The sequence below is a fragment of the Nonomuraea angiospora genome (assembly GCF_014873145.1).
GTDB classification, from domain to species: domain Bacteria; phylum Actinomycetota; class Actinomycetes; order Streptosporangiales; family Streptosporangiaceae; genus Nonomuraea; species Nonomuraea angiospora.
In genome coordinates this window covers 11,733,562-11,748,754 of record NZ_JADBEK010000001.1, presented here as the reverse complement: position 1 = coordinate 11,748,754, position 15,193 = coordinate 11,733,562, and the positions used below count along the sequence as shown (strand labels likewise).

Sequence of the window (15,193 nt, the reverse complement as noted above, 5' to 3'; positions counted from 1 at the left end):
CCCTTTTTCTCCCTATCCCAGATCTATGTGTTCCACACTGTCGCCGCGGTCGCGGCGCTCCTGCGTGTCCTCGCGCGGCCCGCGGGGAGCGGGCCTGCTCAGCGAGTCCAGCGCGCCGCGGAACGCGGCGAACAGCTCCCCGCCCGCGGCCATCAGGTGCCCCGTCACGTCGGCGCCCGACTCGCGCTGCGCCGCGATGGCCCTGCACCACGGGCAGGCCCGGCAGATGTACTCGTCGTGGGACTCGGACACCGCCTCTTCCCACACGTCGCGCTCCCTGCGGGGGCCCGCGCCGGTGAACGAGTTGAACACGCTCCTGCCGACCTGGCGGGTGGCCCGCCCCTGGATCGACTCGAACAGCTTGCGTGCCTCGTCCGCGACGGTCCCGATCGGGTCTCTGTCGTTGCCGGTGTTGCTCTCGGTCATCTCGCCCTCCCTGCGTATGGGTCGCTCATCCTCCTCAACTCCTCAGGACGCGGATTCGCTCCCCGGGCTGAAACCTACCCGCAGCACGCCGTCGCGGAGCGCGGCCCCGGTGATCTTCCTGCGGGCCAGGGCCGCGGGCAGCGCCAGGATCCTGCGGTAGGGCCCGGCCGTGACGATCAGCTCGTCGCCCTTGCGGGCCAGGTCGACGTCGCCGCGGTCGGCGCCGGGCAGGGCGAGGACCAGCTCGTCGGCGTCCATCCGCAGCGGCGGCTCGACGGCGTGGGCGGCGAACGGGTCGGACTCGCCGTACATCGCCTCGCCCACCTCGGCCAGCGCGTCGATGCCGACGGGCTCGGCGGGCAGGTAGGGGATGACGTGGATGGGCAGCGGCGCGAACGACTGCTCCGCCTCGGCCAGCAGCCTGGACTGCGCCGCCGCCCACCCCTCGCGCCACTCGTCGGCGCCGCCGGAGGGGAAGACGCGGTTGGCGATGACGGCGTCGACGCGGTAGCCGTACAGGTTGAGCGAGGTGAGGGTGCGCCTGGCCTCGGCGAGCACCACGGACTCGGGCGTGAGCACGAGCCGCACGGAGGCGTGGTCGCCGGTGAGCAGCTCGCGCACCTCCATGAGGCCGCGGTGCAGGCGCTCGCCCGCGCTCATGACCTCCTCGCCGGGCGCGCTGACGTGGGCGACGCTGCGCATGAACGGCGAGACGAGCCTGACGAGCCTGCGCCCGACGGGCATGAGCTTGCTGACGTGCCAGTCGAGCGCCTCGGGCAGGGCCAGCAGCCGCAGCGTCTCGGCGGTGGGCGCGCAGTCGACGACGATCACGTCCCAGCGGCCCTCGCGGGCGTGCTCGCGCAGCTCCAGGAGGGCGATGACCTCCTCGGCGCCGGGCAGCACGGTGATCTCCTCGGAGGTGATCTCGTCGAGGCCCAGCTCGCTCAGCACGCCCCTGGCGTACTGCTGCAGCTCGCCCCAGTGGCGCTCCAGCGACCTCTGCGTGTCCACCTGGTGCAGGTGCAGGCCCGGCGCGATCTCGCCGGGCTCGACATCGAGCGCGTCGGCCAGCGAGTGGGCGGTGTCGGTCGAGACGATGAGCGTCTTGAGCCCGCGCCTGGCGGCGAGCGTGGCGGTGGCGGCGGCGGCCGTGGTCTTGCCGACGCCGCCCTTCCCGGTGAAGAGCAGGACCCTCGGGCTCAACTCAGCTGCCTTCGACGCGCTTCTTGAGGCCCTTGAGCGCGGTGTCCACGATCACCTTCTCGGCCTTGCGCTTGATCATGCCGATCATGGGCACGCTCAGATCGACCGTGAGCTCGTACGTCACGTCCGTGCCCCTGCCCGTGTCGGCGAGCCGGTAACTCCCCTGCAGCTCGGAGACCATCTTGCCCGGCTCGACCACCTGCCAGCTCACGTGGTCGTCCTGCCAGCTGTAGCCGAGGGTGTAGGTGTCACTGATCATCCCGGCGTCGAGGACGAAGCGCACCGTCTCCGGCATGCCCTGCCCGTCGGTGGTGAGGACCTCGGCGCTCTTGACCTGCCCGGCCCAGTCGGGGTACGAGGGGAAGTCGGCGATGACCGCCATGACCTCGGGCCGGCCGGCGCTGATGGTGGTGCTCGAAGTGGTGCGATCAGCCATGCGACCACCGTAATGCAGAATCCGCTCGTTGCGGTGGATCGCCCGGCGCCGCCACCGCAGGCCGGGTCACCATTCGAGGACGAACGGCTCGCCCCTTCCGCGGAAGTGGCCCACGTTCACGCATTCGGTGCGCCCGATGCGGGTGCGCGCGTAGAGCGGGTTGTGCACGTGGCCGAAGAGCGCGTAGCGCGGCTGGGTCCGCTCGATGGCCGCCAGCGTGGCCTCGCTGCCGCGCTCGAACCGCCTGGCCACCACGTCGTAGAGGAGCTCGGGCACGGCCGGCGGGATGTGGCAGCACAGCACGTCCACCTCCCCGACCGCCTCGACCTTGGCCGCGTACTCCTCGTCGCTGATCTCGTACGGCGTGCGGTAGGGGGTCCGCAGCCCGCCGCCCACGAACCCGAACCGCAGGCCGCCGATCTCCGCCACCTGCCCGTCGAGCACCTGGATGCCGGGCCTGAGGTAGTCGCCCCACAGCCGCGGCAGGTCGACGTTGCCGTAGGTGAGGAAGGCCGGGGTGGGCATGGCGGCGAAGAGGGTCTCGTACTGGGAGCGCACGCGGCGTTCGATGTGCTCGCGCGGGTCGCCGTCGAGCGTCGCCCACAGGCGCGCGGACATGGCCCTGGCCTCGTCGAACCGCTTGGCCGTGCGCAGCGCGATGAGCTCGGCGGCCCGCTCGGCGCCGAACAGGTCGGGGAAGATGCCCTGCGCGTGGTCGTCGTAGTCGACGAAAAGGATCAGGTCGCCCAGGCAGACCAGCGCGTCCGCCCCGTCGCCGGCCCTGGCCAGCGCGTCGGCCCTGCCATGGACATCGCTGACGACATGGACCCTCATGGGCAAATCCTACTGAGGCCGACTGCTAGCGTGAGCTGTGACACTACCCGCCCGTAACTTGACGCGGTAACGTCCAGGCGGTCCCCGAAGAGGAGTTGATCCGTTGCGCGAGTACAGCGTTCCCGTCCTGGTCGATGTGCCTGCTTCCGCCGGCCTGTCCGACACCGTGTTCAAGCGGGCCGAGCAGGAGCCGGGCGCCGTGATCATGCGCCGTAAGGCGGACTCCGGCTGGCCCGTGGTCACCGCCTCCGAGTTCCGCGATCAGGTGGTCGAGGTGGCCAAGGGGCTGATCGCGGCGGGGATCTCGCACGGCGACCGGGTCGCGCTGATGTCGCGCACCCGCTACGAGTGGACGCTGGTCGACTACGCCATCTGGACGATCGGGGCGGTCACCGTGCCGATCTACGAGACCTCCTCGGTCGAGCAGGTCAGGTGGATCCTGACCGACAGCGAGGCGAAGGCGGTGTTCGTCGAGCTGGACGAGCACGAGGAGACCGTCAGGGAGGCCGCGCCCGAGCTGAAGGCGGTCTGGCGGATCGACGGCGCCCTGGAGCCGGGTGACGTCTCCGACGCCGACGTGGATCGGCGGCGCGAGCGGGTGGGCATCGCCGACCTCGCCACCGTCGTCTACACCTCGGGCACCACCGGACGCCCCAAGGGCTGCCGCATCACCCACGACAACCTGCTCTTCACCGCCCTCAACGTGCTGCGCGGCCCGCTGGAGCCGCTGTTCGCCACCAAGGACCCGGCGGCCCTGCTGTTCCTGCCGCTGGCGCACATCCTCGCCCGGATCATCCAGGTGGTGCTGATCGAGGCGGGCGCGGTCATCGCGCACACGCCCAACATGAAGAACGTGGCCCCCGACCTGCAGGACTTCAAGCCCACGTTCCTGCTGGGCGTGCCCCGCGTGTTCGAGAAGGTCTACAACGGCGCCGAGCAGAAGGCCATCTCCGGCGGCAAGGGCAAGATCTTCGCCAGCGCCGTGGACGTGGCGACGGCCTCGAGCCGCGCCTCCGCCGCCGGCGTGCCCCTCGGCCTGCGGCTGAAGCATCTGCTGTTCGACCGGCTGGTGTACACCAAGCTCCGCGCGGCCACGGGCGGCCGCCTGTCGGCCGCCGTCTCCGGCGGCGGCGCGCTGGGCGAGCGGCTCGGCCACTTCTTCAGGGGCGTCGGCATCGAGGTCTTCGAGGGCTACGGCCTGACGGAGACCACCGGGCCGTGCACGGTCAACATGCCGTACGGCAACAAGATCGGCACCGTCGGCAAGCCCCTGCCCGGCGTGAGCCTGCGCATCGCCGACGACGGGGAGATCCTGGCCAAGGGCCGCAACGTCTCCCCGGGCTACTGGAGGAACGACGAGGCCACCGCCGAGGTGATCGACGCCGAGGGCTGGTTCCACACGGGCGACATCGGCGAGCTGGACGCCGACGGCTACCTGCGGATCACGGGGCGCAAGAAGGAGATCCTGGTGACGGCGGCGGGCAAGAACGTCGCCCCCGGGCCGATCGAGGACGCGCTGCGCGCCCACCCGCTGATCTCCCAGGCCATGATCGTCGGCGACGGCCGGCCCTTCGTGGCCGCCCTGATCACCCTCGACCCGGAGGCGCTGCCCGACGGGGCCTCCCCCGCCGCGCTGCGCACGGACCCGGCGGTGCTGGCGCAGGTCCAGGAGGCCGTGGACCGGGCCAACCTGCTGGTGTCGAAGCCCGAGCAGATCAAGAAGTTCACGATCCTGGAGCTGGACATCACCGAGGACAGCGGGCACCTGACGCCCACGCTCAAGGTCAAGCGCAACCTCGTCATGCGCGACTTCGCCAAGGAGATCGACGAGCTCTACGACGGCAAGCGCTGACGGCTCAGGGGCCGTCGCGGCCACGCGGGGCCGGGCCGGGCGCCTCGGCGATGAGGAGCTCGCCCACGTGCCCGGCCAGCTCCTCCCTGGCCGGCGGCGGCAGCCCTGAGTCGCTGACGAGCACGTCCGCCTCGCGCAGCTCCGCGATGGTGCTGATGCCGACCGTGCCCCACTTGGTGTGGTCGGCGGGCACGACGAGCCGGCCAGCCGCCTCCACGAGGGCGCGGTCGGTCTCCGCCTCCATCAGGTTCGGGGTGGTGAAGCCGGCCCTGACGGTCATGCCGTGCACGCCGAGGAAGAGCAGGTCCACGTTGAGCCGGCGGATCGCGGCCACCGCGACCGGGCCGACCAGCGCGTCCGACGGGGTGCGCACGCCGCCGGTGAGCACGACCGTCTGATCGCCCCGGCCGGCGTGGCGGAAGACCTCGGCGACGCGCACCGAGTTCGTCACGACGGTCAGGGCCGGGACGGCGGCCAGGCGGCGGGCCAGGGTCCAGGTGGTGGTTCCGGCCGAGAGCGCCACGGTGGCGCCGGGCCGTACGAGGGCGGCGGCGCGGCGGGCGATGGCCCGCTTCTCCCCCTCCTGGCGCACCGATTTGACCGCGAAGCCCGGCTCGTCCGTGGAGCCGACGCTGGTGGCGCCGCCGTGCACCTTGGCCAGCAGGCCGCGCCCGGCCAGCACTTCCAGGTCCCGGCGGATGGTGAGGTCGGAGACGCCGAACGCGCGCACCAGCTCGACCACGCGGACGCCGCCGTTCTGCCTGACGAGCTCCAGAATCGCCTGCTGACGCTGCTGGGCGAGCATCGCATCACCAGATCCCAACAGGTTCCGACACCGGTTCGATCGCATCATGACACGGCGCGGCCGCAGGGCAAGGTCATAGAAATGTGCGTTGACAGTCGGAAATGTTGAGTTTTCAGTGAAGTCGGGGGGATTTGAAGGGTCCGGCTAGGAGGAACTCATCATGGACCGACGTCTGCCGATCTCCCGCCGCAATCTCCTGCTCGGAGCAGCCGCGCTCGGCGTGCCCGCCGCCCTCGTCGGCTGCGGCTCCGACGACACCCCGGCCCCCGCCGGCGGCAGGTCCGCCGGCAACCTGGGGACGGTCACGATCGGCTCCAACGCCTCGGATGAGATCCCGAAGAAGTCCCTGGAGACCCAGGTCAAGGCCTTCACGCAGGCCACGGTCAAGATCAACACGGTGGACCACAACACGTTCCAGGAGAACATCAACCGCTACCTGCGCGGCACGCCCGAGGACGTGTTCACCTGGTTCGCCGGCTACCGGATGCAGTTCTTCGCCGCGCAGGGGCTGGCGACCGACGTCTCGGACGTGTGGCGGGAGATCGGCGGCGACTACACGCAGGCGTTCAAGGACCAGTCGACCGGGACCGACGGCAAGCAGTACTTCGTGCCGGCCACGTACTATCCCTGGGCGGTCTTCTACCGCAAGAGCGTCTGGCAGGAGAAGGGATACCAGCCGCCGGCCACGCTGGACGAGTTCACCGCGCTGGCCGGGAAGATGAAGGCCGACGGGCTCATCCCCATCGCGTTCGCCGACAAGGACGGCTGGCCGGCGATGGGCACGTTCGACATCCTCAACATGCGGATCAACGGCTACGACTTCCACGTCTCGCTCATGGCCGGCAAGGAGTCGTGGACCGACCCCAAGGTCAAGCAGGTCTTCGACACCTGGCGGGGGCTGATGGAGTACCACCAGCCGGCCGCGCTCGGCCGCACCTGGCAGGAGGCCGGGCAGTCGCTGGCGCAGAAGAAGACCGGGATGTACCTCCTGGGGATGTTCGTCGCCCAGCAGTTCCCCGAGGCCGACCGCGCGGACCTCGACTTCTTCACCTTCCCCGAGATCAACCCGGCGTACGGGACCGACTCGATCGACGCGCCCATCGACGGCTACATGATCTCCGCCAAGGCCAGGAACGTGGACGGCGCCAAGGCGCTGCTCAAGCACCTCGCCCAGGCCTCCTCGCAGAACATCGCCACGAAGCTGGACCCGGGCACGCTGGCCGCCAGCTCCAAGGCCGACACCTCCGGCTACAGCGCCCTGCAGAAGCGCGGCGCCGAGCTGGTGTCGAAGGCCACCCACATCGCGCAGTTCCTCGACCGCGACACGCGGCCGGACTTCGCCTCCACCGTGATGATCCCGTCGCTGCAGTCGTTCGTGAGCAAACCCGGCGAGATCGACTCCCTGCTGGCGAGCATCGAGAAGCAGAAGGCCAACATCTTCCGCTGATGGCCGTCAAAACCCGCCGCTACTCCGCCCGCGACGTGACCATCCTGGTCATCGGGCTGGGGATGGCCATCGTCGTCAACGTGGGCCTCATCTGGGGGCCCACGCTGGCCTCCGTCGGGCTCTCCGCCACCGGCTGGAACGGCATCGGGCCGATCGAGTGGGTGGGCGGGCAGAACTACCACGACCTGGCGGCCGAATATCCGCCGTTCTGGTCGGCCGTCCGCAACAACCTGCTGTGGCTGGGCTTCCTCGGGCTGATCGCGACGCCGTTCGGGCTGTTCTGCGCGGTGCTGCTGGACCGGCGGCTGCGGCTGTCGCGCGTCTACCAGAGCGCGCTCTACATGCCGGTCGTGCTCTCGCTGGCCGTCGTGGGCTTCATCGCGCAGCTCGTCTACTCCTCCGACTACGGCGTGCTGAACGCGGTGACCGGGCTGACCGTGGACTGGCTGGGCGACAGCTCGATCAACATCTGGGTCGTCATGGTCGCGGCCGGGTGGCGGCACGTCGGCTACGTGATGGTCATCTACCTGGCCGGGCTGAAGGCGGTCGATCCGGCGCTGAAGGAGGCGGCGGCCATCGACGGGGCCGACGAGCGGCAGGCGTTCTTCCGCGTGGTGTTCCCGACGTTGCGGCCGGTCAACGTGATCGTGCTGGTCATCACGGTGATCGAGGCGCTGCGGGCCTTCGACATCGTCTACGCCATCAACAAGGGCAGGAACGGGCTGGAGCTGCTGTCCGTGCTGGTCACCGAGAACATCGTGGGCGAGGCCAGCAGGATCGGGTTCGGCTCGGCGATCGCGGTGATCCTGCTGGTGATCTCGCTGGGGTTCATCGTCACCTACCTGTCGCAGATGTTCAGGGAGGAACGATGACGCTCACGGCCCCGGCCGCCGCTCCCCCGGCCCAGGAGCGGCGCGCGCCGTCCCGGCGTCCGGTGCGGCCGCTGCGGATCCTGCTGCACGCCTTCCTGACGCTGGTGGCCCTCGGGTGGCTGCTGCCGCTCGCGCTGGCCGTCTACGCGTCGCTGCGCCCGTACGAGGAGACCGCCCGCCTGGGCTACTTCTCGCTGCCCGAGCACCTCACGCTCGGCTACTACGGGCAGGCGTGGTCGCAGGCCGAGCTGCCCCGCTACTACCTCAACACGTTGATCATCGTCGTGCCCGGCGTGCTGATCACGTTGTTCATGGCGTCGTTCACGGCCTTCGCCATCGCGCGGCTGCGCATCCCCGGGCGCAAGGCGCTGCTGATCGTGTTCACCGCCGGGAACCTGCTGCCGCCGCAGGTCCTCATCACCCCGCTCTACACCCTCTACACCCTCGTCCCGCTGCCCGCGTGGCTGTCGGACTCGCAGTCGCTCTACGACTCCTACCTGGGACTGATCCTCATCCACGTGGCGTTCCAGTTCGGCTTCTGCGTGTTCGTCATGGCGAACTTCATGCGCACGATCCCCGAGGAGATCACCGAGGCGGCGCTGGTGGACGGGGCCTCGGTGTGGAAGCGCTACTGGCGGCTGACGCTGCCGCTGTGCCGTCCGGTGCTGGCGGCGCTGTCCACGCTGCAGTTCACCTGGATGTACAACGACTTCCTGTGGGCTCTGGTGCTGATGTCGTCGGGCGACAAGCTGCCCGTCACCTCCGCGCTGAACAACCTGCGCGGCCAGTTCTTCACCGACTACAACCTGCTGGCCGCCGGGTCGGTGCTGGTGGCGCTGCCCACGCTGATCGTCTTCCAGCTCCTGCACAAGCAGTTCGTCGCCGGCCTGACGCTGGGGGCCACGAAGGGTTAGCGGGGGCTAGAGGAGCGTGTGGAAGCGGGCGGCCACCTGCTCCCACGCCCAGTCGCGGGCGATCCAGTCGCGCCCGGCCGCGCCCATCTTGCGGGCCTTGGCGGGGTCCGTCAGCAGCTCGACGATCGCCTGGGCCACCTCGCCCGGGTCCTCGCCGTCCACGACCAGCCCCGTCTCGCCGGACCGCACGGCGTCGGGCGCGCCGCCGGACGCGCCCGCCACCACCGGCAGCCCGGTGGCGGACGCCTCCAGGAACACGATCCCGAGCCCCTCCACGTCCACCCCCTTCCACCGGGTACGGCACGGCATCGCGAACACGTCGGCGGCGGCGTAGTAACCGGGCAGGCTCGCGGCCGGCACGGTGCCGGTGAACCTGATCGACTCCCGCCCCGCCGCCAGGCGTTCCAGCGTCCTGCGGTGGGGGCCGCCGCCGACCAGCAGCAGCACCGCCTCCGGCACCGAGCGCAGCACCCGGGGCCAGGCTCTGATGAGCTGGTCCTGGCCCTTCCTCGGCACCAGCCGCGACACGCACACGACCACCGGCCGGCCGTCCAGGCCCAGCTCGGCCTTGGGCGCGTCGGGGCGGAACTGGCCGACGTCCACGCCGGGCGCCAGCCGTACGAGCTTGCCCGGCGGGACGGCGGCGACCAGGCGGCCGCGCGTGTACTCGCCCAGGTACGTCACCACGTCGGCGTGCCCGCCGATCCTGCGCAGCACGGCGCGGAAACCCGGCGCGCTCGCCCACGACGCCTCGTGGCCGTGGGTGAGCATCACCACGCGCCGCGCGCCCGCCCGGCGCAGGCGGGGGGCGAGCAGCCCGAGCGGCGCCGCCGCCCCGAACACCACGGTCCGCGCGCCGTGCTCGGCCACCAGCCGCGCCGCCCGGCGGGCGACGGCCGGGGTCGGGAGCATGAGCCGCGTCGGATGCCGCACGATCGGGAACGGCTGGCGCTCGTCGAACTCCTCGCAGCCCGGCCAGGCGGGCGCGTAGACGACCACGCCCGGCGTGCGCAGCGCGAGGCCGTGCACGAACGACTGGATGCCGCCCGGCCTGGGCGGGAAGTCGTTCGTGACGACGAGCACCTTGGGCACGGCATCGGCCTTGGGCACGACATCCACCTTGGGCACGGCATCGGCCGCCGGGTGTGTCACCGCACGGGTCACCGCACGAGTCACCGCACTGGGACGCCGTTCAGCTTGGCCCATGCACGGGCCATCGCGATGCGCTCGGGGCTGGAAGGATGGGAGGCATAGAGCACATATTCCACCGCATCCGGCGACAAGTCGGAAATATTGGTGACTGCCAGGCGTTTCTGCATCGCTATGAACGTGGCCGGGTCGTGCGTGAGATCCAGCGCGTGCAGGTCGGCCCTGGCCTCGATGTGGCGGCTGATCAGGTTCTCGGCGGGGCTCATGAGCAGCGAGCCGAACGTCATCAGGCCTATGACCGCGCCGACCGCGCGCGGATCGCCCAGGCCGGTGACGCCGGTGCGGCGGCGTACCAGGCCGAACACCCAGAACAGCAGGATCGCGCCCAGCGCGGCGCCCAGGGCGCCGATGAACGTGCCGTAGAGCACGTCGTCGTTCTTGGCGTGGCCCAGCTCGTGCGCCACGACCAGCTCGACCTCGGCCTTCGGGGCCTTGAGCAGCGTGTCGTAGACGACGATGCGGCGCGTGGCGCCGAACCCGGACACGTAGGCGTTCAGCGCCGTCGTCCGGCGGGAGGCGTCGGCGACCAGCACGTCCTCGACCGGCACGCCGTCCCGCTTGGCCATGTCCAGGAGCTCGGTGCGCAGCTGGCCCTGCTGCATGGTCGTGAAGTCGTTGAACAGCGGCTCGAACACCACCGGGTAGACGAACGACGCCAGCACCGTCAGCGCGAACGCGCCCACGGCGGCCGGGATCCACCACCGCCTGAATTTGCGGGCCAGCGCCACGAGCACCAGCAGCATCAGGCAGAGCATGAACGCGTCGACGCCGATGTTCTTCAGCCGGTCGGAGCCCCAGGACCCCCAGGTCTGGATGGACAGGCCGTAGCTGCGCAGCAGCGTCTCGCCCCAGATGGCGAGCGGCAGCTTGACCAGCTGGGTGAAGAGGGTGATGACCACGACGCCCAGCACCACGCGGACCCACCAGGGGCCTTTGAGCCAGGCCACCAGCTTCACGCCGACCGGGGTGGCGACGAGCAGCCCGGCGATGATCAGCGTGAGGGCCAGCGAGAGGTAGCCGGGCAGGGTGCTGGCCGCGTCGAACGCCTCGGACCTGGCGATCTGCGCGGCGGTGAAGTCGCGGGCCGGGTCGGGCGGTCCGGAGGTCAGGAGGTGCCACGGGGTGCTGAAGGCGGCCACGGCCGCGATCACCAGGCCGAGCAGCACGGCCGCCACCGCCGCCTGCCGCCTCAGCCGGCCCTCGCCGTCGGACTCCGGCGGCCTTGCCCCGTTCACGGACACGTCCTCACCATGCCCCCGCCTTCCGCCGCCGCTCTCCCCCTTCACGAACACACCGCCTCCGGACACCGGACCGGCGCTCTCCCCTTCCACGGACGCACCCGGCGGATCGGCCTCCGGACCCGCCGCCGTGCCTCCATCGGCCACCGTGCCTCCATCGGCCACCGTGCCCCCGGCCGCCACCGCGCCTCCAGCGGCCACCGTGCCCCCGGCCGCCACCGCGCCCCCGGCCGCCACCGCGCCCCCGGCCGCCACCGCGCCTCCGGCCGCCTCCTCATCCTCCTTCGACGCCTCTTGCGACGCGTCGTCCACGTTCCGCCGTTCGCTCATCTGCCTCCCCCTCACGCGAGCTGATCTCGCACGTAGTCACGCCACCGTGCCGTCAGCGTGGCGGCGGAGAGGCCGAGCGCGGCGAGTGCCCGGTCTACGCCGCCCTCGCGGGCGTCACGGTAGAGCCTCACCAGCGTCCTCTCACCGAACCGGTCAGCGAGGAAGCGACACGCCAGCCAAGCCTCCTGGTACGCCCGCGCGAGCCGGACGGGGTCCCGCCCGTCAGCCGCGAAAGCCGCAGGTCCGGGCAATTCCCCCGGCAGCCTCCCGGCCCGCACCTCGGCGGCGAGCTCGGCGGCCGCGGTCCTCACGGGGAGCCCGGAGTCGCGATAGCCGACGTAGTCGGCGAACCCCTCATAGAGCCACGGGGGCAGGCGGTCGGTGCCGGCCACGACGTGGGTGAGCTCGTGAGTGAGTACGACGTCCTTGCCGATGGAGTTCAGCTTGGCGAAGAACTCGGGGACGATGATCACACGCCCGCGATCGGCCACCGCCGCCAGCCCGTCCACCCGCCCCACCTCGGCCAGCCCGGCCGCCTCGGACGCGGACGGGGGAACGACTACGAGCGGTCGTACCGACCTTCCGAGCACCGCCGACACCCGCTGCCCCGCCCGATCAGCCCTGCGCGCGATGTCGCCGAGCTCACCGGATGCGGTGTGCCGGCCGACGACTACGGACCGCGCCCCGCGGACCACGACCTCGCCGTCACCCCACAGGCCGCGGATCTCGGCGGGGAGGACGGGGGAATCGGGGGTGGGGGCGCTGGCGGGGGCGACGGCGAGGAGCAGGACGGAGACGATCGCGGCCCGCCGACTCACCTGCCCTGACACGATGCCCGATCGTAGCCGCCGACAGCCCATGACCGGCCACTCCGCGCCTGCTCGCCACGTTAACCGTCAGCTGCCCAGCCGCGCCGTGGGGGCGAGCCGTGTGCCGTGGCACCGCGATCCGTGGGCCGTCAGCCGCCGCATAGTGGGGCCGAGGGTACGAGGGGCGAGTCGCGCGCCGTGGGGCCGTGATCCGTTGGCCGTGGGCGGTGGGGCCGTGATCCGTGGGTGTCAGCGCCGCGTCGTGGGGCTCAGGGTTATGGGTCGTGGGGTCGTGGGGCCGAGGGGCCGAGGGGCGCGTCGTGGGGCCGTGATCGGTTGGCCGTCAGCCGCCGGGGTGGGGCCGAGAGTCGCGAGGCCGAGCGGACGTGAGGCGAGGGGCCGTGAGCTGAGGGCCCTGGAGAGCCGTGGGGTGGGCGGTGTGGGCTTGGGGACAGGGTGGCTGGGTTTGAGGGGCGCCGTTGCGGTGGGCGGTGGGTGCGGGTCAGCGGGCGTCTCCCTGGAGGCCCTGCGCCACGTACGGCGGGTGGCGCCGCCCGTGCTCCGCCGTAAAAACTGAAAGCGGGTGCCGCCCGTGCTCCGCCGTAAGAGAACTGAAAAGCGGAGAGCCCCGCCCGGACAATGATCCGGGCGGGGCTTCTTCACATGCCGGGACGGACAGCGCCGACGAACGACGCCCGCCGCCATCCACCCAGCTTGTCGATGCGTACCCGTTCGCCTGTCCGAGGCGAGTGGACCATCTTGCCCTTGCCGACGTACATGCCCACGTGGCCGAGCCCCCTGAAGAACATCAGGTCGCCGGGCTGGAGGTGCTTCCACGAGACCTTGTTCCTGATGCGGGCGAACTGGCTGGCCGCCACGCGCGGGAGCTTCACCCCGGCCTTCTTCCAGGCGTACTGGACGAGGCCGGAGCAGTCGAACGAACCAGGGCCTGTGGCTCCGTACCGGTACGGGTCACCGACCTGCTTCTTGGCCACGGCGACGGCCTTGCCGGCCTTCGCCTTCTGGCGGGCGACCTTGGCCGCCCTCAGCGCCGCGGCCGAGGTCGTCTTCGAGGTGACGGCGGTCGCGGCCGCCTTGGTCGTCGAAGCAGACGTCGAAGCCGACTCGGTCGTGGCCGCCTGAGCCGTTGGGGCATGGAGGATCGCACCTCCGGCCGTCACGGTCATCGTGAGCGCTACGCCACTCAGGGCAATGCGGGACAGACGGGGGTTATGCAGGGAGGTAGACAGGATTTCTCCTTGTGTCTTCCACGAATGCCTACCGGGTTAGCTGACGGATTCGGGCCTGGAAGTAGCCCTACGGCGCGACGCGCGCGCCGATTCACCCCCTGATCCCTGGGAACTGGGATCGTTTGGGTCCCCGGCTCCGTGCCTCCTGGCTGCACGGATTCGGCGGGCCAACCGTCCGATCAATGTGTTGATATGGGGACATTTGGGCGGTTGACCAGCGGATCTTTATCTGTCTCACACCGGGAGAGCCCGATGCGGGTTCGCGGAGGACATGGCTTGTTCACCGCGACGTCGCCAGAAGCTACGCCGAAGGGTCAAGGATCGGCAAAGCGGAACACCGCTTGTAAAGATCAGATAGTGGAGTCAGTAAGGAGGGAAATCCCTGCTGGAGTGCCAGGTTCCGTTACCTAAATGTGACTCTGCTCACACTTGTTTTCGCGCCCGTTTGTCAGGCCTCAAATGTCGCGTTTGTCACACTTGTTGCGGCTTTTGCGAGGCGCGTCGTATGCGTGGATCGTTCCCATGGCGTCCCGTTCGGCCGCCGGGATCAACGATTCCGCGTCGTAGCTAGGGGCGGATGGCGCCCACGAGGCGCCCGCCGTACGCCGAGAGTTTGACGACCTTGACCACGTCGCCCGTCTGCGGCGCGTGAACGATTTTCCCGTCGCCGGCGTAGATACTGACGTGACCCAAGCTCGAGCTGAAGATGAGGTCCCCCGGCTGGAGGGCGCTCAGTGAGACCTTGCGGCTCGCGCCCCAGGCCCACTGCTGCCAGGTCGTGCGCGGCAGCGACACGCCCGCGGCGCGCCAGGCCGCCTGGGTCAGGCCGGAGCAGTCCCAGCCGCCCGGACCCGTCCCGCCGAACACGTACGGCTTGCCCACCTGGGCGAAGGCGAAGCGCAGGACGGCGGCGGCGTTGCCCGAGGCCGGGCCCGTGTACTGGATGCCGACGCTGTTCGGGTTGCCGGGGTTGTAGGCGCCCAGCTTCTTCAGGAGCTTCTTCTGCTCGGAGATCAGCTTCATGATCTCCGAACGCTCCTTCTCGACCCCGTCCCGTTCCCGGTCGGCGGCCTCCAGCGCCTCTTCCGCCTTGTCGCGCTCGGCCTTCAGGCCACGGTTCTCCCGGTCGAACGCGGCCAGCTTCTCCGCCCGCTCCTTCGACATCTGCTCGGTCAGCGCCAGGCCCATCAGGAAGTCGTCGGGACGGTCCGCGCTCATCATGCCGGGCAGGGAGGTCAGGTCGGTGCCGAGCTTGTAGCTGTCGACGGCCATGCCGACCACCTGGGCGCGCAGGTCCGCGACCGTCGCCAGCTTGGTCTTGTAGCGGTCGTTCAGCTTGGTGTAGGCGCCCTTGGCTGCCTTGTACCGCTCGGTGGCCGTGTTGAAGCGGTCGACGACCTTGTCGGCCTTGTCGTTGAGCTTGTCGAGCTTGGCCTTGGCCTGTCCGAGGGTGGGCCTGGGATCAGCGACGGCGGCTCCCACAGGGGACAGGACCAGCCCGAACGCGAGACCCGCGGCCACCGGCACCCTGCCAAACCTCACTGTGTCGCCTCCCAGGGATTATATCT

At 70.5% G+C, this 15,193-nt stretch carries 14 protein-coding genes and 1 riboswitch; of the genes, 4 read left to right on the top strand and 10 right to left on the bottom strand.

Annotation, left to right across the window (positions count from 1 at the left end):
• Positions 1-12: 12 nt before the first annotated feature.
• The 4 genes from H4W80_RS53890 to H4W80_RS53875 all read right to left on the bottom strand — a co-directional run bounded on the left by H4W80_RS53890 (position 13) and on the right by H4W80_RS53875 (position 2,899).
• Complete coding sequence (locus tag H4W80_RS53890; protein ID WP_192792148.1) at positions 13-426, bottom strand: DUF5304 family protein; 414 nt, start codon at positions 424-426, stop codon at positions 13-15.
• Between the two features lie 42 nt (positions 427-468).
• Entirely contained in the window at positions 469-1,629 is a 1,161-nt protein-coding gene (locus tag H4W80_RS53885; protein ID WP_192792147.1) for an ArsA family ATPase, read from the bottom strand.
• Position 1,630: 1 nt separating this feature from the next.
• Positions 1,631-2,065 (bottom strand): SRPBCC family protein, encoded by a 435-nt coding sequence (locus H4W80_RS53880; protein ID WP_192792146.1) that lies wholly within the window; start codon positions 2,063-2,065, stop codon positions 1,631-1,633.
• 66 nt (positions 2,066-2,131) lie between these two features.
• On the bottom strand, positions 2,132-2,899 hold the full coding sequence (locus H4W80_RS53875; RefSeq protein ID WP_192792145.1) for a metallophosphoesterase family protein: 768 nt from the start codon (positions 2,897-2,899) through the stop codon (positions 2,132-2,134).
• A 103-nt stretch (positions 2,900-3,002) separates the two neighbouring features.
• On the opposite strand from H4W80_RS53875, the gene H4W80_RS53870 reads away from it, so the two are divergent.
• A complete protein-coding gene (locus H4W80_RS53870) occupies positions 3,003-4,751 on the top strand; it encodes an AMP-dependent synthetase/ligase (RefSeq protein ID WP_192792144.1) in 1,749 nt (582 codons plus the stop codon).
• A gap of 4 nt (positions 4,752-4,755) precedes the next feature.
• On the opposite strand, the gene H4W80_RS53865 is transcribed toward H4W80_RS53870, so the two are convergent.
• The gene (locus H4W80_RS53865; RefSeq protein ID WP_192792143.1) at positions 4,756-5,556 is read right to left on the bottom strand and encodes a DeoR/GlpR family DNA-binding transcription regulator; all 801 of its coding nucleotides are present in this window, start codon (positions 5,554-5,556) and stop codon (positions 4,756-4,758) included.
• A gap of 160 nt (positions 5,557-5,716) precedes the next feature.
• Here H4W80_RS53865 and H4W80_RS53860 point away from each other — a divergent pair, with 160 nt between their 5' ends.
• The 3 genes from H4W80_RS53860 to H4W80_RS53850 are packed head-to-tail and all read left to right on the top strand — an operon-like array spanning position 5,717 to position 8,789.
• A complete protein-coding gene (locus tag H4W80_RS53860) occupies positions 5,717-7,003 on the top strand; it encodes an ABC transporter substrate-binding protein (protein WP_192792142.1) in 1,287 nt (428 codons plus the stop codon).
• Positions 7,003-7,875: a carbohydrate ABC transporter permease gene (locus H4W80_RS53855; protein ID WP_192792141.1), complete on the top strand. Its 873-nt coding sequence runs from the start codon at positions 7,003-7,005 to the stop codon at positions 7,873-7,875. Before H4W80_RS53860 ends, H4W80_RS53855 begins: the two co-directional genes overlap by 1 nt.
• Complete coding sequence (locus H4W80_RS53850) at positions 7,872-8,789, top strand: carbohydrate ABC transporter permease (protein WP_192792140.1); 918 nt, start codon at positions 7,872-7,874, stop codon at positions 8,787-8,789. Before H4W80_RS53855 ends, H4W80_RS53850 begins: the two co-directional genes overlap by 4 nt.
• A gap of 6 nt (positions 8,790-8,795) precedes the next feature.
• Here the strand turns inward: H4W80_RS53850 and H4W80_RS53845 are convergent, their stop codons facing one another.
• The 5 genes from H4W80_RS53845 to H4W80_RS53825 all read right to left on the bottom strand — a co-directional run bounded on the left by H4W80_RS53845 (position 8,796) and on the right by H4W80_RS53825 (position 15,167).
• The gene (locus H4W80_RS53845) at positions 8,796-9,881 is read right to left on the bottom strand and encodes a glycosyltransferase family 4 protein (RefSeq protein ID WP_192794294.1); all 1,086 of its coding nucleotides are present in this window, start codon (positions 9,879-9,881) and stop codon (positions 8,796-8,798) included.
• Positions 9,882-9,961: 80 nt separating this feature from the next.
• The gene (locus tag H4W80_RS53840) at positions 9,962-11,566 is read right to left on the bottom strand and encodes a M48 family metallopeptidase (RefSeq protein WP_192792139.1); all 1,605 of its coding nucleotides are present in this window, start codon (positions 11,564-11,566) and stop codon (positions 9,962-9,964) included.
• A gap of 11 nt (positions 11,567-11,577) precedes the next feature.
• On the bottom strand, positions 11,578-12,396 hold the full coding sequence (locus H4W80_RS53835; RefSeq protein WP_192792138.1) for a hypothetical protein: 819 nt from the start codon (positions 12,394-12,396) through the stop codon (positions 11,578-11,580).
• A 638-nt stretch (positions 12,397-13,034) separates the two neighbouring features.
• Positions 13,035-13,562 (bottom strand): C40 family peptidase, encoded by a 528-nt coding sequence (locus tag H4W80_RS64165; protein ID WP_192792137.1) that lies wholly within the window; start codon positions 13,560-13,562, stop codon positions 13,035-13,037.
• A 73-nt stretch (positions 13,563-13,635) separates the two neighbouring features.
• Positions 13,636-13,800, bottom strand: a riboswitch (cyclic di-AMP (ydaO/yuaA leader).
• 392 nt (positions 13,801-14,192) lie between these two features.
• Positions 14,193-15,167, bottom strand: coding sequence for a C40 family peptidase (locus tag H4W80_RS53825; protein WP_318787506.1), 975 nt, complete (start codon positions 15,165-15,167; stop codon positions 14,193-14,195).
• Positions 15,168-15,193: the final 26 nt, after the last annotated feature.

Coding starts and splice junctions, on each gene's coding strand:
- H4W80_RS53875 (WP_192792145.1), bottom strand. CDS start 2,899: ATGAGGGTCCATGTCGTCAGCGATGTCCATGGCAGGGCCGACGCGCTG.
- H4W80_RS53850 (WP_192792140.1), top strand. CDS start 7,872: ATGACGCTCACGGCCCCGGCCGCCGCTCCCCCGGCCCAGGAGCGGCGC.
- H4W80_RS53840 (WP_192792139.1), bottom strand. CDS start 11,566: ATGAGCGAACGGCGGAACGTGGACGACGCGTCGCAAGAGGCGTCGAAG.
- H4W80_RS64165 (WP_192792137.1), bottom strand. CDS start 13,562: ATGACCGTGACGGCCGGAGGTGCGATCCTCCATGCCCCAACGGCTCAG.
- H4W80_RS53865 (WP_192792143.1), bottom strand. CDS start 5,556: ATGCTCGCCCAGCAGCGTCAGCAGGCGATTCTGGAGCTCGTCAGGCAG.
- H4W80_RS53860 (WP_192792142.1), top strand. CDS start 5,717: ATGGACCGACGTCTGCCGATCTCCCGCCGCAATCTCCTGCTCGGAGCA.
- H4W80_RS53880 (WP_192792146.1), bottom strand. CDS start 2,065: ATGGCTGATCGCACCACTTCGAGCACCACCATCAGCGCCGGCCGGCCC.
- H4W80_RS53855 (WP_192792141.1), top strand. CDS start 7,003: ATGGCCGTCAAAACCCGCCGCTACTCCGCCCGCGACGTGACCATCCTG.
- H4W80_RS53890 (WP_192792148.1), bottom strand. CDS start 426: ATGACCGAGAGCAACACCGGCAACGACAGAGACCCGATCGGGACCGTC.